Consider the following 22,189-nt stretch of genomic DNA (forward strand, 5'->3'; position numbering starts at 1 on the left):
TAATGGTTTCGAATCCTGCATTTTTATCTTTCTTCTCTAAAATATGCCTCCCCAAGACTGGCCGGCGGCTGGTTTTCATGCTTGTTTCTCTTACTGGATAAGATTAACACAATAATGGTTACCACATAAGGAAGCATCTTGCAAAGCTCCTGTGTCGCTCTTGTTAATCCCGGCAGATAGATATAAAGAATATAGAGTCCGCCAAAGAGGAAAGAACCCCAGATAGCATTAACAGGCTTCCACAGGGCAAGGATAACCAAAGCGATGGCAAGCCACCCCCTGTCACCAAAGCCATTATTGTTCCAGGTCCCGCCAAGATACTCCATTACAAAGTACAATCCGCCAAGTCCTGCAATAGCCGCACCGGAAATGGTTGCCGTATATTTATATCTGGACACGTTAATACCGGCAGCATCCGCCGCACCGGGGTCTTCTCCGATAGCCCGAAGGTTAAGTCCCTTCCTGGTCTTTTTTAAGAAGAAGGCAAGCAAGACGGCAAGGATAACGGAAAAGTATGTTAAGAAACCATAGGAAAACAGCAGGTCGCCGATTACGGGAATCCCGGACAATCCCGGTATCTTAGCCCGGTAAGCAGATGCCGTAGTCTTAACGGATATCTGCCCTACACCTCCTGCCAGCTTTGAAATAGAGCCGCCGAAGAAGTTGCCAAAGCCCACTCCAAAGGTAGTAAGTGCAAGGCCGACAACATTCTGGTTGGCACGAAGGGTTATGGTTAAGACACTATAAATCAGTCCGCCAAAGGCAGACGCTAACATCGTCACAAGCAAGGATATTAATAACCCTATAAAGGCATTGGGATGGCCGGTCGATTTTTCATAGAAAAAAGCTGCCATCAGGCCTGATATACCGCCCATGTACATAATACCCGGAATACCAAGATTTAAGTTACCGGATTTCTCCGTAACAATCTCACCGGAGGCACCAAACAAAATACTGACTCCCTGGCTGATTGCATTCTGTAAAAATGTTAACAGCAATGACATGTTATTGCACCTCCTTCTTGCTCTTACGGAATTCCACTTTATAGTTAATAAAGAACTCGCATCCTATCAGGAAAAATAACAGGATACCGGTTATAATGTCGGAAGCATTTTCATTTAGTCCATACTGCGAAGCAATCTGGATGGAACCTTGCTGCATGAATACCAGAAAAGCAGATACTAAAAGCATGGCAACCGGATTGAACTTTGACATCCAGGCAACAATGATCGCCGTAAAGCCCCTGCCTCCGGCAGTACTGGTGGATATGGTATGACTGGCACCGCTTACAATAATACTTCCCGCAAGACCGCAGATTCCGCCGGAAATCATCATAGTCCGGATGATAACCTTTTTCACGTTAATTCCCGCATATTTTGCTGTGTTCTGGCTCTCTCCGACAACTGCAATTTCATAGCCCTGCTTGCTGTGCTTCATATAAAGGTATACGGCTAAAGTCATGATAAGAACAATGATAACGTTTAAGACATACTGTTGTCCGAATATATTCCGAAACCATCCCTTTCTGGTTGCACCGTTAATGATTCCAACCGTATTGGAGCCGGCAGGATTTTCCCAGAAAACAATACAAAAGGTTACGATCTGCATTGCCACATAATTAAGCATCAGGGTAAATAAGGTTTCATTGGTATTGTAATAAGCCTTAAATACTGCGGGAAGAAGTCCCCACAGCATACCGGCAAGGCTGCTCACAATGAAAATAACCAAAAGCAAAAGCCAGTTAGGCATTGCATTTCCAAAGTATATCATCATAGCTGCTGTAGCAGTACCGCCCATTAATATCTGGCCTTCCGCCCCGATATTCCAGAACCGCATCTTAAAGGCCGGGGTAAGTCCTACCGCTATAATCAAAAGCACCATGGTTTCCCGGACAGTCACCCAAAAGCGGCGTTTTCTTCCTACCGCTCCGTCTATAATTCCAAGGTATACCTGAAAGGGATTATCATTTGTAAGTGCGACAATAATAAGGGCACAGAGAATCAGTGAAAGTACAACAGCAATTCCTCTGATAGCCCATGCTTTTCTTTTGGAAATACTGTCCCGTTTCGTCATACGTAAGAATACTTCTTTATTTGCCGCTTCTTTGCTCATGTTTATGTGCCCCCTTTCTGTCTGACGTCATCATAAGTCCGATTTCTTCCTTGGTCGTCTTTCTCGCGTCCAGGACACCGGCAACTCTTCCGCTATTAAGCACTAATATCCTGTCACACAAATCCAGTAATACATCCAAATCTTCACCAACGCAGATAACTGCAACCCCTTTTTCCTTCTGCTCATTTAACAGGTTATATATAGTATAGGAAGAATTGATATCAAGCCCTCTTACCGGATAAGCCACCATCAGAACCGTTGGGTTGGAAGCAATCTCACGTCCAACCAACACTTTCTGTACATTTCCGCCTGAAAGATGCCTTACAGGCGTGTCCACCCCGGGCGTTATCACGTCCAGCTTTTCTACAATACTGTTGGCCAGATTCTTTGGCTTCTTACGGTCAACAAAGAAATGCTTTCCTTCCTTATAGCTTCTAAGCATCATATTATCCGTTAAATCCATGGAACCGACAAGTCCCATTCCAAGCCTGTCCTCCGGAACAAAGGACAGATGAATCTTTAACTCCCTGATATCTGTTGCCTTCATGTCCGATATCTTATTTGTGCTGCCATCCGGTGCATAATAAAGAATTTCACCGCTTTCTATCGTTTGAAGCCCTGCGATAGCTTCTAAAAGCTCTTTTTGTCCGCTGCCTGCAATTCCTGCGATTCCTAATATTTCACCGCTGTAAGCCTGAAAGGAAGCTTCCTTTAAGACCTTAAGCCCCTCCCTGTTTCTGCACGTTATGCCTCTCATCTCAATCCGTTTCTCTGTGTTAGAAGGCTCCGTACGGTCAATATCTAACTTCACCTTTTCTCCTACCATCATTTCGGTAAGAGAATCCGCGGTAGCCTCTGCGGTATTTACCGTGCCGATATATTTTCCCTTTCGAAGCACCGTAACACGGTCGGAAAGCTCCAAAACCTCATTCAGCTTATGGGTAATGATAATAATGGATTTTCCAGCCTTCTTCATATTGCGGAGTACATCAAAAAGCTTCTTCGTTTCCTGGGGAGTCAAAACAGCCGTAGGCTCATCTAATATCAGGATATCAGCACCACGGTAGAGTACCTTTACAATCTCTACTGTCTGCTTTTGGGAAACAGACATGTTATATATCTTTTGTGACGGATTCAGATCAAAGCCATATTCGGCAGTAAGTTTATTTATCTCTTCGTGTACCTGATTCATCTTTAATGTTTTACTGCCCTGTAAACCCAGTATGATATTCTCTGCGGCAGTTAATATATCAATCAGCTTAAAATGCTGATGGATCATACCGATACCCAATGCAAAGGAATCTTTTGGGGAACGTATCATTACTTCATTTCCGTTAATAAATATCTGGCCTTCATCCGGGAAATAGATGCCGGAGAGCATATTCATAAGGGTGGTCTTACCGCTCCCGTTCTCTCCTAAAACAGACAGAATTTCACCCTTTCTGACAGAAAAGTTCACACTGTCATTTGCTATTACTTCGCCAAAACGCTTGGTAACATTCTTTAATTCAATGGCGTTTATCTGTTCCACAAAAAAACCTCCTGCACAATAAATTTGCGGAACCGCAAACTTGCAGTCCCGCATAAAAGGCCAAACACCAAGCCTCATACATTTTAAGCAACAATTTTAATTATTTTGTCAATTCAGTAATTCCATCAATTCTTAAATCAAAGGCAGGAGCAGAGATGACTTCTGACTCGTGGAAATATCCATCGGATACATAGGCAGAATATTTGGAGAATTTTTCATCCTTCGTGATTAAATCTTCGATTTTAGAGCCCTGAACGGTAAACTTGCTGGTATCAAATACCTTAAGGGAACCGTCCTTTAAACTTGCTTCCACTTTGGCAACCTCATCGGCTGTTCCGGGAGCAACTGCTTTGTCATTTAAAGGAGAGATGCTAACAGCACCATCAGCAAATCCCTGGCACCAGTCAGTGGCAATAGCTGTTTTGTCGATAATAGATTTCACAGCATATATATAATAAGGTCCCCAGTTAATGGTAGCAGAGGTTAATGCTGTGCCCGGAGCAACAGACGTCATATCTACGTTATATCCTACACAGGGAATATTTGCTTCTTCACAGGCAGTAGGAGCGCCGGTGGTGTCTGCATGCTGGCTGATTAATACACATTTATCAGCAATAAGCTGTTTTGCAACTTCATTTTCAGCCGCCATATCTCCCCAGCTGTTGGTATACTGAACTTCCATCGTAACAGAAGGGCATACACTTCTGGCGCCAAGATAAAATGAAGTATAACCGGATACAACTTCCGCATAGTTATAAGCACCTACATAGCCCATCTTAGCCTGGTCTGCCGTAATTGTTCCGTTCTTAATCATGTCATTCAGCTTAAGTCCTGCTACAACACCGGATACATAGCGGGATTCATATACCGCTGTAAAGTAGTTATGCATGTTGGCAAGTCCGGAGGACTTCGCCTGATAGCCGGTAGCGTGGCAGAACTGGATGTCAGGATATTCTCCTGCTGCCTGCATCATATAAGTTTCATAGCCAAAGCTGTTAGCAAAAATAATATTACAGCCCTGGTCTGCCAGGTCAACAATAGCATCATAACAGGATTCATCTTCTGCTATATTGGTCTTTTCAATTACCTGATTCTTTGATAAGCCCAGGGTATTCATCATTTCCTTGATGCCGTCCATGTGAGCGGCAGTATAGCCTTCATTCTCATCTCCAATGTAAATAATACCAACCTTGATATCGGAAGAATCACCCTTTGTAGTATCTTTGGTATCCGACTTACCGCATCCTGTCACCATTCCGACTGTCATTACCAAAATAAGCACTAACGTAACCACTTTCTTCATTAAAATTTCCTCCTGTAAAATTTAGTAGCGTCCATGGAGATTGTAACCCTATGAACACATTTATAACATAATGCCAAAAGCATATGTATCATAGTAAAAACAACATCTGTAAATCTCATAAAAGAAAGGAGTTGTATGTATAAAAATACACGCAACTCCCTCCATTGGGCCTATGCATAAATAGACTTAAATTTACCTGAAGGAGTATTCTAGGCTTTTTCTTCAAGCATCGTTAAATACCTTTCGATGCTTGCAAGCTTAACACAAAGTGTAAAAAGCTCCATAGCTGTCTTTAAATCTTTAGCCGGCGGGAAAGAGGGTGCAATACGTATATTGCTGTCGTTAGGATCCTTTCCGTATGGATAGGTTGCCCCTGCGGAGGTCAACTTAACTCCTGCTTTTTGGGCCCTTTCTACGACTTCTTTCGCACAGCCGTTTAAAGTATCAAAAGATATAAAATAACCGCCCTTTGGCTTATGCCATGAGGCAATTTCAAGTCCGCCAAGCTCTGTTTCCAAAACCTCAAGAACTGTCTCGAACTTCGGTCTTAATATATCCGCATGCTTTTTCATATGTGCAATAATACCGTTAATATCCTTATAATATCTCACATGGCGCAGCTGGTTTACTTTGTCGTGGCCGATGGTCTGGATTGCCAGCTGCTTCTTTATATCTACCAAATTGTTCGGCGAAGTTGCAATGGCAGCTACACCGGAACCTGGAAAGCTTATCTTTGACGTAGATGAAAACTTATAAACAATATCAGGATTCCCGGCTTTTTTGGATTCCTCTAAAATCTCCAGAATATTTTCCTGTTCGTCTTCATAAAGATGATGCATACTGTAAGCATTATCCCAATATATACGAAAATCCTTAGCCGCAGGCTTTAGTCTTGCAAACCTTTTTACCACTCTGTCAGAATAGGTAATTCCCTGAGGATTCGAATACTTCGGAACACACCAGATACCTTTTACCATTTCATCCTCTGATACATACTTCTCAACCAGATCCATATCCGGACCTTCATCTGTCATAGGTATATTGATCATCTCAATGCCGAAATATTCTGTGATAGCAAAATGCCTGTCATATCCGGGTACCGGACATAGGAACTTGACCTTGTCCAAACAGCACCAGGGGGTACTTCCCATAACACCATGGGTCATGGATCTGGAAATTGCGTCATACATAATATTTAAACTGGAGTTACCATATATAATCAAATTTTCAGCGGGAACCTCTATCATATCTCCAATGAGCTTCTTTGCTTCCGGCAGTCCGTCAAGTACTCCGTAATTACGGCAATCCATTCCGTCTTCGCAGGTAAGGTCGGAGGAACTGTTCAAAATATCCATCATTTCCATGGAAATATCCAATTGCTCTATACAGGGCTTTCCCCTTGACATATCAAGACTTAAATTAAGTCCTCTCATCATTTTATACTGCTTTTTTAATTCGTCTTTTAATTCCAGTAATTCTTCCCTGGACATCTCTTTATAAGGTTTCAAGAAGAGGCCTCCTCTGCAACATCATTTGTGTCAGTCTATCACAAAATTCTTGCGCATGCAATGGAAAACAAGCCACTTTCACCGTTTTCGTCAAAATATTTATCCTATTTACAGCTGTTATTTCTTACTTATAAGCAGGCTTTATTTAACTCATATTTGCTGCTTATTTATACTGTAAACTTTTTCCTTTCTGCTCTTTTTCAAGGTCATACACCATATATTTCCATGAGGCAGGAATTTTCTCTGCCAGATTAAAAATATTTACCTTTATTCTAAATAAACGGATAATGGATTGTCGTGATTTCCTATTGAATATTAATAGAAATATATAGTAATAAATGATATAATTATTCTATTAGTGTAATTCAGGGTATCATATGCTTATCCGACAGCAGAAAGGATTTATAATTATGAGTGAACCACTGGTCAGTATTATTGTGCCGTTATATAATGGAGAGCAGACAATTGAACGTTGTTTAGCCAGTATCCGAAACCAAAGCTACAAGAATATTGAAGTACTTATTGTAAATGACGGAAGCAAGGATCACAGCATGAAAGTCCTAAAAAAATTTAAGGAGAACGACCCGCGTTTCCACATACTGAACAAGGGGAATTCCGGTGTAAGCGACAGCAGAAACTTAGGTATGAAGAACGCCAGAGGCAAATACCTGCAATTTGTGGACGGTGATGACTGGCTTGTAAAGGACGCCACGGAAACCTTTGTTACTGCAGCAGAAACTAACCACTGTGACATGATTATAACCGACTACCACCGGGTTGTTAACCATAAAATATACATACGGGGACATATCCCGGAAGAAGGACTCATAAGCCGCAGGGAATTTGCAGAATATATGATGAAAGCTCCCGCCAACTTCTATTATGGAGTTATGTGGAACAAATTCTTCCGGACGGATATTGTAAAATCCCATAAATTAAAATGCTCCAGAGATTTAAATTGGTGTGAAGATTTTCTCTTTAATCTGGAGTACCTCCAATATGTGAAGGACGTTTATGTTGTAAAAAAGCCCATCTATTACTACGTAAAGACCAAGGGGAGCCTCGTGGCCACACAGGTCAACCTAAGACAGACTATACGAACCAAACGTATTCTTTTTGACTATTACAAAGATTTATATAAAAGTATGGATATATACGATGAAAATAAGCTTCGTATACAGATGTTTTATATTGCTGTTGCCAGAGATACCGGAAAACGTAAGAAACCTCTGGATGCTGTACACCCAACAGAAAAAATCCCTAAAATATCCACTAAAAAACCAGCCTCCGAACCGGAGCCTGTTGAATATAAATTGCCGAAGAAGAAAGCGGATAAGAAGCCTGTGAAAAAATCCAAGGAGAAGAAAGCAGATAAAAAATCCAGAAAAATTTTAGAGCAATAAGACCAAAGAGTTATCCTATAAATCCGAGGGTGTCTCAAAAGTCTCCCATAACTGGCTAAACTGACTTTGGGGACACCCTCAAGTTCTCAATGAATTCTGCTGCTTTAATCTATCACATATATACCAAATCCGCAGGCTGATATCCTGACATGGGATTCCTCCCTGTCAATAACACCCTGTTCTGATAAGGCTGTTCTCCTTCCGGGTACTTTTGCCTTTTCTTCTCCTTCTTTGGCATTTAAGCAAACCAGGATTCTTCCTTTATCTCCGGTTCTAATAAAGGAATACAGTCCGCTCCCCTTATCAGCCTGCAACACCTCATAACCGGAAGCAGCACAGATATATTCCTTCCTGATACTTAAAATTTTCTTTACAAATCCTTCAAATTCCCCGTCACTGCTCTGCCAGGGCATGGCGCTTCTGTATTCCCGCTCCGTGATTCCCTCTACCTTCTTCTCATCTCCATAAAACAAGCTTGGTACACCGGGAAAAAGCATCAAAAAAATAAAAGCCAGCTTCCACCGTCTCATATCGCCCCGGCAAAGGGATAAAAATCTTGGCACATCATGGCTATCCAGTAAATTAAGCTGACCCAGAGAGATATTGGCGGGGTACCGAAGCATCATAGTTGAAACCGCTCCGGCAAAACTGAAAGCATCCATTTTTCTGGAGGCAAAGTACTCTCTGCAATATTTTCTGAAATCATAATTCATGGTAGAATCAAAGGCATCACCCTTAAGCCAGCTTTCTGCATTCTCCCATACCTCACCGATTAAAACCGCCTGGGGATTTTCTTCCTTTGCCGCCTTCCTAAAAGCTCTCCAGAAATCTCTTGAAACTTCATTGGCCACATCAAGCCGCCAGCCATCCACCTTATATTCCCTGATCCAATATCTGCAAACCTCCGTAAAATATTCCTGCACTTCTTTGTTCAGGGTATTAAGCTTCGGCATCTTTTTCTCATAGGCAAAGCAGGCATAATTCGGTGCCTCGTTGCCCTCCGGCCTTATAACCGGATAGGTAAGGTTGTAAAACCAATCCTTATATTTGGAATTCTCTCCGTTTCTGACCACATCCTCAAAGGCAAAGAAATACCAGCTGCAATGATTAAATACACCATCTATGATAATATGCATGCCATTTTTGTGAACCGTCTCTACCAGTTCTTTAAAATCCTCATCACTGCCAAGGCAGGGGTCGGTATGATAATAATCCAGCAGGTCGTATTTATGGTATTCTCCTGCCGTAAAGATAGGATTTAAATAAATGCAGTTAAAACCCAATTCCTTTACATATTCTACATTTTCTGTAATCCCCCGTATTGTTCCTCCAAGAAGAGCCCTGGAACAAATACCGTTATCTAATGGTATTTGCTTCTCCTGCACTGTAAGTGCTTCCTTTCCCGTAGCAAAGCTGTCAGGAAATATATTATAAACTATAGTATTTTTAAACCATTCCGGCACATCCGGTATTTCATTCCTTAGAATATAGGGATATTGATAATATTCACTCCTGCCCTCAATCAAACTGCCCTCCAGGATAATATCCGGCAGCTCTCTAAAGAACCGGTCAGCATAGTAATATGTCCATTCCTCACCGGATTCCAGCCTGAAATAATAACATATCCGGTTAAAGGGTACCTCAAAGACCGCCTCATAATATTCAAAGAGCTCATCCCTTGCCACAACCTTCATTGGCAAAGGGGAAAACTGCACCGGACTTTGGGAACAAGCCCTGTCTCCAATATATAGGATACAGTCTGTCAGACTATCTGCCTCAGCCCTTAGGCGGATAGTCATACTGTTTTCACTGTTTGGATAAGCATACTGGGACTGGGGTATATGTAAAATTGCACTTTTATTCATGTTGATACCCATTTATCACAGGCAGTACCTATGTATATACCTGGGATATTGCCATAATAAAGGATTGAAAGAATTGTCATATGGCTTCCTTTCTCTGTTTCATTTTCTTTCAACCTGACCGGTATTTTAGCAACGGGTTTAACCCTTTACACCGCCGGAGGTCAGACCGGACACCATATACTTCTGGATGAAGAAGAATATGATAAGAATTGGTACCGATACAAGGATGGCTGCTGCCGAGAATAACGGCCAGCTTCTGCTGTAATCTCCGGCTTGCAGCTGATACAGCCCTCCCGCAAGAGAATAACTGTTTTCGTTTAGCATAAAGGTGGTTGCAAACAAATACTCATTCCACACGAAAATAAGAATCATGACGGAAGTTACAATAATAGCAGGCCTTGCCAAGGGCAGTATTATTGCTGTCAGCAGCTTAAAATTACCGGCTCCGTCAATTTTGGATGCTTCTTCTATCTCAATGGGTATGGTATCAAAATAGCCTTTCATATTCCAGATTCCAAAAATGCACATGGATCCTGCATAAATCATTATTAACCCCAGATGCCGGTTTAGAAGATCCATCTGTTTAAACAGACGGAAAATGGCAAACATGGACAAAATCTGCGGAAAGGCATTTAAGAGTAATAATCCTTTTAATACTCCCTCCCTTCCTTTGAAGCGAAACCTGGAAAATGCATAAGCGGCTTCTACCGAAACCCCCATGGCTATTATCATGGTACCGGCGCTAAGCACCACAGAATTTTTAAGCCAGACTAAAAAAGGTTTTTCTATGATAATAGCTTTATAATTATTTAAGGTTGGATTATCCGGCAGGATAGAAATGCCGGAGGACAGTACCGCACTGCCTGAGCTTAAGGACAGTGAAAGTGCATAGAGGATTGGTATCATCCCCAAAAAACACAGGAGGATAAAGAATATATTAAGCAGGGAATATCCCATTGTTCTCTTTAATTTATATTTTTTCATGTTTATCCTCATTCCCGCGCACATTCCTCCTGCGTCTTATATCCACGGCAGATTTCTTCTGCCTGTATTTTACTCTTGTTGGCTTGGCACTGCCAGCCGCCTGCTCCTCCCTCACTCCCCGGTTGGTGAACAGGGAGAGTACTATGATGATACCAAATATTATGATGGATACCGCTGAAGACAAACCATAATTATTGGAAACAAATGCATTTTGATGTGCATAGGTAATTATTGTCTGAAGTGTTGCTCCGGAATAAGCACCTTTTTGCATGGTAAGAAGATAAAAGATATCAAACTGCTTAAAGGTTGTAAAGGTCGTCATAATAACAGCCGGTGCCATAATCGGTTTAATAAACGGAATTGTTATATTGATATTCTGCTGTAAAAACCCCGCACCATCCAGCCTTGCACTTTCATAATAGCATTTGTCTATACTTTGCAGAGCCCCGTCAAACATCATAATCATAAAGGGAAGAGCCATCCACAGGTTTAAAGCCAGGCAGGAAAGAAAGGCAGGAATGTTTTCCGAGAGAAAATTCATCTTAGGCAATCCAAGCATACTCCCAAATTTGTTTATAAGGCCGAATTCCGTATTATACATACCTACCCGCCATAGCAAGATGGATACATAGGCCGGCATAGCCCAGGGAAACATCAGCAGCGTTTTATAGAGCCTTCTGGCCTTTAAGCCCGGAGCATTAAGCCCTAAAGCAATAAAATAAGCCATTGCCATCTGCAATACCATATTAAATGCTGTCCAGACAAGAGTAACCAGAATTGCTTTAAGAAACCCCGAATCCACTTTAAACAATGCTCTCTTAAAATTCCCCAAACCAATGACCCTATAATCCATCCAATGAAACAAATTCATATTTGTCAACGATATAAATCCGGTATAAAAAATGGGAAAGACAATAATAATCCCAATCAAAACCAGTGCCGGGGATGAATACAGCCATGGCAGATACTTCTTTTTTCCTTTCATTCTACGAACATTCCTTTCCTTCCTTAGCAGTAAACCTGTATTTCTTAAGCTTCTTACTGCATATCGGCAATTGCGGTAAGCGCATCTTTCTGATACTTTTCTGCGGCCTTATCAAGGTCTTCTCCTGATTTATTCGCCGCTGCCAGAAGAGCTTCTGCAGGTCCCCACATAACTGCCATCTCCGGTACATTTGGCATGGGCTGGGCAGTTTTTGCAGTTTCCTTCATGGCTGCAATCATTTCATTGCCGGCAACCTCTGTGTCATCATATGCCTTTATATTGGCAGGTGCACAGCTAAATTTCTTTGCAAGCTCTGTCCCTGCCTCCTTGCCGGCTAATACCTTTAACACTTCACTTATTGCTTCTTTTTTGTTTTCAGCCGCGTATTTCAGCACACAAACTCCCTGTACTCCCGCATAAGGTGCCAGGCTGCTGCCATTTGGCAGGGTAAAGTCTGCCAGAGACTTATAACCCAGATTAATTCCTGCTTCTTTAATTCCTGATATCAGCCAGGGCCCTCCTATTATGGCAGCTGCTTTTCCTTCATTAAACAGAGTGTTTACGGTATTATAATCCCCATCTGCCTCAAGCTTTGCAAACTTTTCATTATAAGCGATAGCTTCCTTGGTAGCTGCATCATTTAAGCCCGGCGTACCGTCCGGTTTTAAGATATAACCTCCAAAACCATTAATAAAAGGAGAAACATTATAGGCTGTAGAATGCTGGTTGACAAGTGCATAGGTACCTGCATCCGTATTGGTATTTTCTTTCATGTACTGGTATAATTCTTCCGTAGTATTTGGAACCTCTCCCTTCCACAGATCCTTGTTATAAAGGAATAACAGGGTTTCAAAATATACCGGAAGCTGATACTTCTTTTCCTTAAAAGTGCCTGCCTGTACGGTCATGGGCAGTAAATCCGCCATGTCTTTGTCTTCAATAAGATCGGATACAGGAGCCAGTATTCCCATCTGTGCAAACATTCCCACAGAGTCATGGGCATAAAAATACATATCCGGACCATTAGCAGCATCACTGCCATACATCTTAAGCTGGTCTGTCAGGCTGGTCTTTTTTTCAAAAGCAACCGTAATCTTACTGTCCTTTAAGCTTTCATTGAGGCTCGCCTGAATATTATCCATAATGGCCTCATCACCGTCATGCCAGATTTTTATCTCTACCGGCTTTTTTTCTGCATTTCCATCCGTTTTCTTATCCGCCTCTTTCGTGATATCTGTTGCATCCGGCTCCTTCACAGAGCTTACAGTGTTGTTCTTCGCGCAGCCTAACAGACTTACTGCAAGCAAGCCGCACAGAATAATCGTTACCAATCGTTTCATACCATTATCCTCCTTGTTATTTAGGAAATCATTTTCCTAAACTCTTATTAAAAACAATCCTATTTCATGTTTGTTTCTGTTATTTTTACCATATTAGTAGGGCATAGTCAATTATGTTTTGTTAAAAATAGTTGACTTTGTAAGGAAACCGCTATACTATTATAAAAAAACTGTATGTATTTAAGGAGGAAAAACATGCCTATAACCATTGGTGACGTTGCCAGAGAAGCCGGTGTCTCAACATCCACGGTTTCCAAGGTACTGAATAACTGGACAACCATATCTCCGGCAACTGCAGCACGGGTACAGGAGGTTATCCGCAGACTAAACTACACCCCCAATTCCAGAGCCGTCAGCTTTGCCAGACAGATTACCCAAAACATTGTATACCTAACCTCTCTAAGCAAGGATGAAGCCTACCATAATCCCCATATGTTTGATATCATGTGCGGCGTTAACAGGGTTTTATCAGAAAACAACTATTCCCTTACCCTTATGGATACCTCTACCGATACGGATAAGGGAGAATCCGTATCTAAGGTTATGGCCAAAAAATGTGCCGACGGAATGATTATCCACGGTTCTGCTATTAACAAAGAAATAGCGGACATGATTACCAGACAGCAATTTCCCCACATCTTAATCGGCCATCCCGGTTTTGACACGCAGCTATGCTGGGTTGATACCAACCATGCTCTGGCCGGACAGACTGCTGCAGAATATTTAATCTCCTGCGGATATGGTGACATTGCGTTTATCGGCGGCAGACAGACCGATTATATTTCCACCCAGCGCTTGAAGGGGTTTCTTGGAACCATGCATCATTACGGATATCTGGTTGCTGCGGATAAAATCTGCTACACGGATTCCGGAATCGAAGAAAGCTGCCAGGCAGCTCTTCGTCTATTGCAGTCCCCAAAGCCTCCCAAGGCTATCCTCTGCGAAAATAACACCATTGCTTTAGGTGTCGCGAAAGCTATAGAGAAATTAAACCTTAAGGTGCCGGAGGATGTCGCATTTCTTACTTTTGATTTATACCCCTATACGAAAATTCTGGACCCCAAACCCGTAGTAATTGATATCAATGTATACGACATGGGTATGCAGGCCGGTAATATGCTGCTTCGAAAGCTGGAAAATCCATCTCTTCAGATACAGACCTATACCACTTTACCGGTAATTAACGCTTAAGACAGTATTCCCATACCGATATACAAAACTGCCGGGCGGATTAATGCTAAAATCCTGCCCGGCAGTTCAATTTATTGAATTTAATTCTAACTGCTTCATATCAAAAAAATTACGCTTTCTGATAAAACATAATAAAAAAAGCCTTGAAAATCAAGGCTTCTAAATTTCCTATGCGGATGACAGGACTTGAACCTGCACGGTATCCCACTAGATCCTAAGTCTAGCGCGTCTGCCAATTCCGCCACATCCGCTTAATTGTTGTTACGAAATGAGACATCCGGGATTCGAACCCGGGACACCTTGATTAAAAGTCAAGTGCTCTACCAACTGAGCTAATATCCCAATTATTTTACACTGCCTGCAGCAGTGCCCTTATTTCAGCTTATAACGGCTGACTGGGCTGGCTGGATTTGAACCAGCGACTGCAGGAGTCAAAGTCCTGTGCCTTACCGCTTGGCGACAGCCCAATGGTACTATTACCAAGGTGGATAAAGGGATTCGAACCCTTGGCCTCCAGAGCCACAATCTGGCGCGCTAACCAACTGCGCTATACCCACCACAAACAATAACACCTTATCTTGTCCATATTGTAAACACAACATGGCTGTCTTACCCTGTTGCTGTGCATATGCCTAGACAAGATAAAATGTGCCAGAAGGGATTCGAACCCCCGACACATGGCTTAGAAGGCCATTGCTCTATCCAACTGAGCTACTAGCACACATAAGATGTATATTAACATACATCAAGCGGGTGATGGGAATCGAACCCACGTATCTAGCTTGGAAGGCTAGTGTTCTACCATTGAACTACACCCGCATATGAAGTTTTGTCTTTTGTCACCTTAACAAAAGTCGGGGTGACAGGATTTGAACCTGCGACCTCTTGATCCCAAATCAAGCACTCTAGCCAAGCTGAGCCACACCCCGTTTTCGGCCTTTTTTAATGCGGCTCTCGTGACGCAAGAATTATTATATAATAGAGCCTATCAATTGTCAACAACTTTTTAAACTTTTTCGAATTTTTCTACAATGTCTTGTCTTGGCAGATTTTCGGCATTATTGTATATTGTTTTCGTTCATTCGAATTCTATCCCATATTACAAATAATTAAGTGTAAAATGAGCCAACCCCTTCTGGTCAATATCCATAATAATATAGGAAGGCCTGCCATTTTCCTGCCTTGGCTGGCTTATACTGCCGGGATTTACTGCCCACACATCGGTGCTAAGATCGATTACCGGCCTATGGGTGTGCCCAAATAAGACTATATCTGCCCCATGTAAAAGTGCCGTCTCTTTTATCCTTCCGGTACCAAAATTAACACCGTAGCGGTGCCCATGTGTCATTAAGATCGTATGCTTTCCTAATACAAGCGTTTTTTCCTTTGGCGCATCTGCAAAAAAATCGTTGTTTCCAGCCACAAATTCTACCGGACAGGCCGCCAGCAGGCCGATATAATCCTCTCCGCTCTCAAAATCCCCTAAGTGAAGCATTAAATCAAGAGGGGCTACTTTTTGAATTACCTTTTCAAGGTTTCCGACTCTGCCATGAGAGTCACTTACAATCAGTACTTTCATAAATTTTCAAATGTCCCGGTCACATTGCCTTTCTGCCTTATTTTTATAGCATTTCCTTCAATTTCTCTTTCATGCTGCCAAGTGCCTTGCCCCTGTGGCTCACTGCATTTTTAACTTCCGGCGGCAGCTCTGCCGAAGTACAGCCAAATTCCGGCACCCAAAAAATAGGGTCATACCCGAAGCCGTTTTCTCCTGAAATTTTATCACCGATAAAGCCTTCGAAAACACCTCTCGTTGTAAATATCCTTCCATCCGGAAAGGCACAGGCTATTACAGACACAAATCTTGCACTTCTTTTTTCCTCTGGAAGTCCCTTCAATTGCTCTAAGATATAATTATTTTTTATATCATAGGAAGTATCCTCTCCCATAAATCTTGCAGAATATACACCCGGTGCCTTATCCATGGCATCTACCTCAAGCCCGGAATCATCTGCCAAAACAATATTACCTGACAGCTCCATAATTGCTTTTGCTTTTATAATGGCATTTTCTTCAAAGGTTGTACCATCTTCTACAATATCTGCCTCTATCCCTGCTTCTTTCATCGACAGGACCTGGCAATCCAAATCTTTCAGAATCATACGGATTTCTTTCATCTTGCCTTCATTTCCAGTCGCAAATATAATTCTATGCATGCTTTCCCTCATTCCTGTATTTTCTTATGCTGCTTTATACTTAATCACCGGCATTCTTTTTTTCCTCTAATGCTTTCTTAATAACCACTGAAATAGCCTGTGCAATATCCTTTTCGCTATCTCTTGACTTTAAGAAGGACAGCTCCTCTTCATTTGACAGAAAGCCCACCTCAATTAATGCTACAGGAACCTGGGATTTATGAATTATTAACATCTCATCACCGGCAACCAGCCCGCGGTTAATATGTCCTGATATATTCTTCATTTCGTCTAAAGCAATACTCGCAAGTTTTTCCGAAGTAAAAGAGCCCTGATTCCAATCACTCTTATATAAGACCTCAATTCCTCTGGGCTGTGAGGATTCACTGGAATTACAGTGGATGCTCAAAAACAAATCTGCTTTCGTTTCATTTGCCAGATTTACTCTGGGATTTAAATACACTGTTTCATCCCCTGTTCTGGTATAATATACCTTGATATTTTCCCCGTCAAGTATTTCTTTTAAATCCAGTAGAATTTTGAGGTTAATGCTTTTCTCATAGCAGGAACCGTCTATGGCTTCTGCGCCAGGATCTTTTCCGCCATGTCCGGCATCAAGCACCACAATATTATCATAGGCCTTGGATGGTTCCTTCAAAGCCACATATATCTGTCCGTCTTCCTCAAACAACACAGGCGCATAAACATGATCCAGCGTAAAATGGATTTCTGCTTCATACTCCTTCTCATTAAGCATTTCATAGCTAATAGTAAAATCATTCACAGGATCCGCTTTCAGAGCCTCTGGAACCCTTCCATAATAAGAAGTCTCACCGCTTGCTGATAAAACCTCTGGTACAAGGTATCCTCCCTGTTCTGTATTCTCCCCCGAAACAGCCCCTTTATAAGTTTGTCCCTGATTTACCCTGACAATCTCATCTTCCGTCAGATTTTGTTCATTCAAACCTTTTATTGTGAGGGTTATTTCTTTCTTCATGTAATTTTCATTTATGGTATATGTACTATTATTTCCGGCATTCTTTATAATAATATATTTCTCCCCAAGCTCACCTTTTAATTCTTCGGCAGTGGATAGATAGTCCTTGCTTTTATTCTTATGTTCATAGAATGTTGCTTTCATTTCGGCAAAGGCAGAATTGGGATTGTAAACTCTTTGTCTTCCGGAAATAAAGATTGAAAGTATCATTACAGACAGCATCAGAATAAATGTAAATGCAGCTATATTCTTAAGTGCTTTTTCTCCCATTATACCCCCCCTTTGTGAATATCAGATCTTTCATTTAATATTCCTGAATACGCAGTCGAAAAATTTCTTTTTAATTTTCACACTTGGCTCCCATGCATATCGCAAGCTCCCTTGTGATACTGCATAAATAAGGGGGTGTGAAAAGTGCATTGTATTTTTCACACTTTCCCTGTTAGAAAGATTATACTATGCATCCTATTTTTCTACAATATACAAAATAATTTTACATGCCGGCAACGTAAAAAGCTGCCGCAAAAACATCAGCAGCAGCTTTTCTTATTATAAATATTTCTATTCTTCACCCGGTAATACTATATTCTTTTTAGGCGGGCGTGGTCCCATAAACTGATAAAAATAAGTCTTTATCATTCCATTATAGATTTTACGGTTTTTATCTTCTTTTCTTCCAATATATTTTACCGCATCCTCATAGCTTGTTATCAGGAACATAGACCACGAATCCAGATTTGCATATACCCTGCCTATTTCTTTATAAAGAGCCGGAAGAGCTTCTCTCTCTTCAAGCCTCTCACCATAGGGAGGATTCGTAATAATAAAACCATATTTCTTACTATGGCTTAATTCACTAAGGGGCCTTTGCTGAAAATGAATATAGCCATCCACCTCCGCTAAAGCAGCATTCTGTCTTGCCGCCTTGATAATGTCTCCATCAAGATCATATCCCTGTATCGTCATCTGGACATCTTTTTTTCTTACATCATTTGCTTCCTCAATGGCTTGATACCATACCTTTTTGGGTGCCAGGCTCCAATTTTCCGCCAGAAAGGAACGATTTATTCCCGGTGCTATATTTGCTCCCAACATGGCAGCTTCGATGGGAATCGTACCGCTGCCGCAAAAAGGATCTAACAGTATCCGGTCTTCTCTCCATGGAGTCAGCATAATAAGCGCTGCCGCCAGTGTCTCCGTAATAGGCGCCTTACTTGCCAGCTTACGGTATCCTCTCTTGTGAAGAGATTCCCCGGAAGTATCTATTCCTATTGTTATTTCATCCTTCATGAAAGTTACACGAATAGGATACTCTTCTCCATCTTCCGGAAACCAGTCAAGCTTATAAACCTGCTTAAGCCTTTCGACGATAGCTTTTTTCATAATTGATTGTATATCGGAAGGGCTGAATACTTTACTCTTTATAGAAGTAGCCTTAGCCACCCAAAACTTACCATCCTTTGGGATATAATTTTCCCAGGGAAGATCTTTTGTCTTTTCGAACAATTCATCAAAGCTCTCTGCTTTAAATTTGCCTACTTTAAGGAGTATACGTTCGGTAGTCCGAAGAAATATATTGGCTCTTGCAAAAGCAGTCTCATCTCCTGAAAAGATGACTCTCCCATCTTCCACCTGTTTAATCTCATAACCTAAATCCATAACTTCTTTCTTCAGGACACTCTCTAACCCAAAGTGGCATGGTGCTAAAAATTCATACTGACTCATCTTACTGTACTCTTTTATCCTTTCGTTATCGGCAAATTAAACTGCCCATTGATTATAACATATGGGAGATACCAATGCAATAAATACTAATACTCCAAAGGTCCCCGGTATGCATTAAGTCCCCCGTAAATATTCTTAACCATATACCCCTCATTACTTAAATCCCTTGCGAGCAAAAGACTTAGATTTCCTCTTTCACAATATAAAATAAGAAGCTTATTCCTTGCTATATTTCTCTGTCCATTCTCAAAATCATCATAAGGTATATTGATAGCCGATGGTATATGTCCCTGCCTGTAATCACTCGGCTCACGGATATCAATTATCTGAGTATCCTCTCTTCTTATGTAAAATATAACATCCTTTGCACGTATGGTCTCAAAAGTCATAATATCACCTGCGCTTTGATATTATAATATTCTCTGTAATTTTAATTGTGCAATGCGAAGATAGGCAAAAAAATAAGCCTTCACCAGGCTTATTTTTCCGTACATTCTTTTATTATTCTTTTGTTGTGTTGCGAGCAGAATTAGATGTACTTGTGTTCTTCGCATTGTTCTTAGAAGAATTGGAATTCTTTGATGTTGTGTTAGATGTTGTGTTGGATGTTGTGTTCTTGTTGGTAGTATTCTTTTCAGAATTGGATGAGTAATCGTTATAATTGCTTGTCATTTTTAAAAGTCCTCCTAAAAATCTTATTTGTTGTGATTACACAAATATTATGGACCTGTTTAAAATGAAATATGCATCTTCAAAGTATTTTTCTCAAAAATACTTTCTATAATTTTCTATTGTTTTAATGAATAAAAGTTATTAAGATTTTTTAAGAATTTTTTTTCAATTTATCTTCCTAGCATCTTGCATAAATGATATTTATGTATTATAATGTAAGTGTGTTAGAGATATCAAATGATTTTCTAACGCACTATATAACCCCTTATTAATTATTTATACTCCCCTCATCGAAACAACCGCCTTGGCTCCCCCTTGGCGGTTGTTTCATTTCTATATTTGTACCTTACTTCGGACATTTCGATTCAGTCACTGTATCTTTCCCCATCAATTTCTGTTGTTTGTTATCAGCCTATAGATTAAATATATGACCAGCAAGGGTATCCCAATGGTAAAAAACAGTTTCAATAAGATACCGCCTATAAACAGAACTACTGTAAGGACTAAAACCACTACAACAGCCAATATCAGTTTATGGTACCATTTGATCTGATAGTCCCCATAAACATGAAAGCTTCCATTTCCCTGATTATACATTCCATCCTCTTTGTAAGCTTCCTGCGTTTCTTTCTCTCTGTTCAGATTTCCGTCAAAATCTTCGTCATAATCCGCATGACGCCTTGTATTATAGAAAGATTCATGTGATAATTGATATGTCTCAATTATCGTTTTCGCAATCAGCCTTGGATCTCCCAATTGTTCCAACACGCTTTCTTCTGATTGATTTAATGTTTGCTCTTTTATATAATTATCATAATAGTAAATATTATTTTCTATCTCATTTTCCTGTAATTCTCCTGCAAGAGCTATTCTAAGCTCTGCTATAAATTCACTCTTCGTCATGTATCCTCCTAATAATGATCATCTTATATCCTACTTAAAGGCTATCCATCTGCAATATTTCTAAACTTGTGTAAGTTAGTCTAATTTTAGCATATAGAATCATCAGGGTAAATAGTAGTTAGATTAACTTTATATTAAAAAAACTGTAATTTCCTTATAGGAAATTACAGTCTCCATACGTGCGTTAGAGGATTCGAACCCCCGACCTTCTGGTCCGTAGCCAGACGCTCTATCCAGCTGAGCTAAACGCACAAATTCTATATATTTGCCAAATGCCGGCGACCGGAATCGAACCGGTACGGGCGATTAAGCCCGCAGGATTTTAAGTCCTGTGCGTCTGCCAGTTCCGCCACGCCGGCATTCAATAATTGATTCCTAAGAACCAATTATTTATGGGACCTATAGGGCTCGAACCTATGACCCTCTGCTTGTAAGGCAGATGCTCTCCCAGCTGAGCTAAGATCCCAAAACTTGTGCTGTGAATTATTTATCTGGTTCTTTATTTCTAAAGAAACGACCCAGAAGGGACTCGAACCCTCGACCTCCGCCGTGACAGGGCGGCGCTCTAACCAACTGAGCCACTAGGCCATATAATAATAAGTTATATGTATCTGCAAAATTAAAAATATACAGATTGTAATGGACCTTCAGGGACTTGAACCCCGGACCGACCGGTTATGAGCCGGTTGCTCTAACCAACTGAGCTAAAGGTCCAAAAAGCCGACGATCGGACTCGAACCGATAACCTGCTGATTACAAGTCAGCTGCTCTGCCAATTGAGCCACGTCGGCAAATACCATTTCCACGTTCATGACAACACAAAATGACTCCAAGGGGATTTGAACCCCTGTTACCGCCGTGAAAGGGCGGTGTCTTAACCGCTTGACCATGGAGCCATAACATTAATTATAACACAATTCTTAACATTTGTCAATAATTATTTTACTTTTTTCGTAGTTAACAGTTTATTTTGTAACTACAACTCCCCGAGTGGGACTCGAACCTACAACCCCACGGTTAACAGCCGTGTGCTCTACCATTGAGCTATCGAGGAATAAACTACACCAGATAATATTTTATCCAATAATTAAGGAATTTACAAAAGCATATGAACATTTATATAACCATAAGTGTAATATAACATTCCACTTACTTAAGGTCAAGCCCTCGACCTATTAGTATTAGTCAGCTGCATGCATTGCTGCACTTCCACCTCTAACCTATCCACCTGATCGTCTTTCAGGGGTCTTACTAGCTTATGCTATGGGATATCTCATCTTGAGGGGGGCTTCACGCTTAGATGCCTTCAGCGTTTATCCCTTCCCGACTTGGCTACCCGGCCATGCACTTGGCAGTGCAACCGGTACACCAGAGGTCAGTCCAACCCGGTCCTCTCGTACTAAGGTCAGCTCCTCTCAAATATCCTACGCCCGCGCCGGATAGGGACCGAACTGTCTCACGACGTTCTGAACCCA

17 protein-coding genes, 15 tRNA genes and 1 rRNA gene are annotated in these 22,189 nt (G+C 41.2%); 2 read left to right on the top strand and 31 right to left on the bottom strand.

Features of this window, described 5'->3' with window-relative positions:
* Positions 1 to 23 precede the first annotated feature (23 nt).
* The 5 genes from BUF11_RS22685 to BUF11_RS22705 all read right to left on the bottom strand — a co-directional run bounded on the left by BUF11_RS22685 (position 24) and on the right by BUF11_RS22705 (position 6,454).
* Entirely contained in the window at positions 24 to 1,004 is a 981-nt protein-coding gene (locus tag BUF11_RS22685; RefSeq protein ID WP_073591163.1) for an ABC transporter permease, read from the bottom strand.
* Position 1,005: 1 nt separating this feature from the next.
* A complete protein-coding gene (locus BUF11_RS22690) occupies positions 1,006 to 2,112 on the bottom strand; it encodes an ABC transporter permease (protein ID WP_073591164.1) in 1,107 nt (368 codons plus the stop codon).
* Entirely contained in the window at positions 2,090 to 3,643 is a 1,554-nt protein-coding gene (locus tag BUF11_RS22695; RefSeq protein ID WP_073591165.1) for an ABC transporter ATP-binding protein, read from the bottom strand. Before BUF11_RS22695 ends, BUF11_RS22690 begins: the two co-directional genes overlap by 23 nt.
* Positions 3,644 to 3,743: 100 nt before the next feature.
* Positions 3,744 to 4,946 (bottom strand): BMP family ABC transporter substrate-binding protein, encoded by a 1,203-nt coding sequence (locus BUF11_RS22700; RefSeq protein WP_073591166.1) that lies wholly within the window; start codon positions 4,944 to 4,946, stop codon positions 3,744 to 3,746.
* Between the two features lie 209 nt (positions 4,947 to 5,155).
* Positions 5,156 to 6,454, bottom strand: a complete 1,299-nt coding sequence (locus tag BUF11_RS22705; protein ID WP_073591167.1) for an aminotransferase class I/II-fold pyridoxal phosphate-dependent enzyme — start codon at positions 6,452 to 6,454, stop codon at positions 5,156 to 5,158.
* A gap of 410 nt (positions 6,455 to 6,864) precedes the next feature.
* On the opposite strand from BUF11_RS22705, the gene BUF11_RS22715 reads away from it, so the two are divergent.
* On the top strand, positions 6,865 to 7,857 hold the full coding sequence (locus tag BUF11_RS22715) for a glycosyltransferase family 2 protein (protein WP_084558841.1): 993 nt from the start codon (positions 6,865 to 6,867) through the stop codon (positions 7,855 to 7,857).
* Between the two features lie 104 nt (positions 7,858 to 7,961).
* Here the strand turns inward: BUF11_RS22715 and BUF11_RS22720 are convergent, their stop codons facing one another.
* From BUF11_RS22720 to BUF11_RS22735, 4 genes are all read right to left on the bottom strand, one after another.
* Positions 7,962 to 9,722, bottom strand: a complete 1,761-nt coding sequence (locus tag BUF11_RS22720) for a glycoside hydrolase family 13 protein (protein WP_084558837.1) — start codon at positions 9,720 to 9,722, stop codon at positions 7,962 to 7,964.
* 138 nt (positions 9,723 to 9,860) lie between these two features.
* Positions 9,861 to 10,706 (bottom strand): sugar ABC transporter permease, encoded by an 846-nt coding sequence (locus tag BUF11_RS22725; protein WP_073591191.1) that lies wholly within the window; start codon positions 10,704 to 10,706, stop codon positions 9,861 to 9,863.
* On the bottom strand, positions 10,693 to 11,691 hold the full coding sequence (locus BUF11_RS22730; RefSeq protein WP_084558838.1) for a carbohydrate ABC transporter permease: 999 nt from the start codon (positions 11,689 to 11,691) through the stop codon (positions 10,693 to 10,695). Before BUF11_RS22730 ends, BUF11_RS22725 begins: the two co-directional genes overlap by 14 nt.
* 53 nt (positions 11,692 to 11,744) lie before the next feature.
* Positions 11,745 to 13,031: an extracellular solute-binding protein gene (locus BUF11_RS22735; protein WP_073591171.1), complete on the bottom strand. Its 1,287-nt coding sequence runs from the start codon at positions 13,029 to 13,031 to the stop codon at positions 11,745 to 11,747.
* A gap of 195 nt (positions 13,032 to 13,226) precedes the next feature.
* On the opposite strand from BUF11_RS22735, the gene BUF11_RS22740 reads away from it, so the two are divergent.
* Complete coding sequence (locus tag BUF11_RS22740; protein ID WP_073591172.1) at positions 13,227 to 14,222, top strand: LacI family DNA-binding transcriptional regulator; 996 nt, start codon at positions 13,227 to 13,229, stop codon at positions 14,220 to 14,222.
* A gap of 171 nt (positions 14,223 to 14,393) precedes the next feature.
* Here the strand turns inward: BUF11_RS22740 and BUF11_RS22745 are convergent.
* From BUF11_RS22745 to BUF11_RS22850, 22 genes are all read right to left on the bottom strand, one after another.
* Positions 14,394 to 14,473, bottom strand: a tRNA-Leu gene (locus BUF11_RS22745).
* Between the two features lie 18 nt (positions 14,474 to 14,491).
* Positions 14,492 to 14,564, bottom strand: a tRNA-Lys gene (locus BUF11_RS22750).
* Positions 14,565 to 14,617: 53 nt separating this feature from the next.
* A tRNA-Gln gene (locus BUF11_RS22755) sits at positions 14,618 to 14,689 on the bottom strand.
* Positions 14,690 to 14,705: 16 nt separating this feature from the next.
* Positions 14,706 to 14,779, bottom strand: a tRNA-His gene (locus tag BUF11_RS22760).
* A gap of 90 nt (positions 14,780 to 14,869) precedes the next feature.
* Positions 14,870 to 14,943 (bottom strand) — tRNA-Arg (locus BUF11_RS22765).
* A gap of 27 nt (positions 14,944 to 14,970) precedes the next feature.
* Positions 14,971 to 15,041: transfer RNA gene (locus BUF11_RS22770), tRNA-Gly, on the bottom strand.
* 35 nt (positions 15,042 to 15,076) lie between these two features.
* A tRNA-Pro gene (locus BUF11_RS22775) sits at positions 15,077 to 15,151 on the bottom strand.
* A 170-nt stretch (positions 15,152 to 15,321) separates the two neighbouring features.
* Positions 15,322 to 15,801 carry a metallophosphoesterase gene (locus BUF11_RS22780; protein ID WP_073591173.1) on the bottom strand — a complete coding sequence of 160 codons (480 nt, stop codon included), beginning with the start codon at positions 15,799 to 15,801 and terminating at the stop codon, positions 15,322 to 15,324.
* A gap of 43 nt (positions 15,802 to 15,844) precedes the next feature.
* A complete protein-coding gene (locus tag BUF11_RS22785) occupies positions 15,845 to 16,438 on the bottom strand; it encodes an XTP/dITP diphosphatase (RefSeq protein WP_073591174.1) in 594 nt (197 codons plus the stop codon).
* Between the two features lie 40 nt (positions 16,439 to 16,478).
* Positions 16,479 to 17,684 carry an N-acetylmuramoyl-L-alanine amidase gene (locus tag BUF11_RS22790; protein ID WP_073591175.1) on the bottom strand — a complete coding sequence of 402 codons (1,206 nt, stop codon included), beginning with the start codon at positions 17,682 to 17,684 and terminating at the stop codon, positions 16,479 to 16,481.
* Between the two features lie 291 nt (positions 17,685 to 17,975).
* The gene (locus BUF11_RS22795; protein ID WP_073591176.1) at positions 17,976 to 19,139 is read right to left on the bottom strand and encodes a THUMP domain-containing class I SAM-dependent RNA methyltransferase; all 1,164 of its coding nucleotides are present in this window, start codon (positions 19,137 to 19,139) and stop codon (positions 17,976 to 17,978) included.
* An 86-nt stretch (positions 19,140 to 19,225) separates the two neighbouring features.
* Positions 19,226 to 19,528 carry a rhodanese-like domain-containing protein gene (locus tag BUF11_RS22800; RefSeq protein WP_073591177.1) on the bottom strand — a complete coding sequence of 101 codons (303 nt, stop codon included), beginning with the start codon at positions 19,526 to 19,528 and terminating at the stop codon, positions 19,226 to 19,228.
* A 670-nt stretch (positions 19,529 to 20,198) separates the two neighbouring features.
* Positions 20,199 to 20,714, bottom strand: coding sequence for a DUF1700 domain-containing protein (locus BUF11_RS22805; RefSeq protein WP_073591178.1), 516 nt, complete (start codon positions 20,712 to 20,714; stop codon positions 20,199 to 20,201).
* 178 nt (positions 20,715 to 20,892) lie between these two features.
* Positions 20,893 to 20,966, bottom strand: a tRNA-Arg gene (locus BUF11_RS22810).
* Positions 20,967 to 20,987: 21 nt separating this feature from the next.
* Positions 20,988 to 21,073: transfer RNA gene (locus BUF11_RS22815), tRNA-Leu, on the bottom strand.
* Between the two features lie 34 nt (positions 21,074 to 21,107).
* Positions 21,108 to 21,180, bottom strand: a tRNA-Val gene (locus BUF11_RS22820).
* 48 nt (positions 21,181 to 21,228) lie between these two features.
* A tRNA-Asp gene (locus BUF11_RS22825) sits at positions 21,229 to 21,302 on the bottom strand.
* Between the two features lie 52 nt (positions 21,303 to 21,354).
* Positions 21,355 to 21,428, bottom strand: a tRNA-Ile gene (locus tag BUF11_RS22830).
* Between the two features lie 4 nt (positions 21,429 to 21,432).
* A tRNA-Thr gene (locus tag BUF11_RS22835) sits at positions 21,433 to 21,505 on the bottom strand.
* 33 nt (positions 21,506 to 21,538) lie between these two features.
* Positions 21,539 to 21,610: transfer RNA gene (locus BUF11_RS22840), tRNA-Glu, on the bottom strand.
* Between the two features lie 86 nt (positions 21,611 to 21,696).
* A tRNA-Asn gene (locus BUF11_RS22845) sits at positions 21,697 to 21,768 on the bottom strand.
* Between the two features lie 101 nt (positions 21,769 to 21,869).
* Positions 21,870 to 22,189: ribosomal RNA gene (locus BUF11_RS22850) — 23S ribosomal RNA — on the bottom strand; the annotation flags it as partial.

This window comes from Anaerocolumna xylanovorans DSM 12503 (assembly GCF_900143645.1).
In the GTDB taxonomy this organism is placed as follows: domain Bacteria; phylum Bacillota; class Clostridia; order Lachnospirales; family Lachnospiraceae; genus Anaerocolumna; species Anaerocolumna xylanovorans.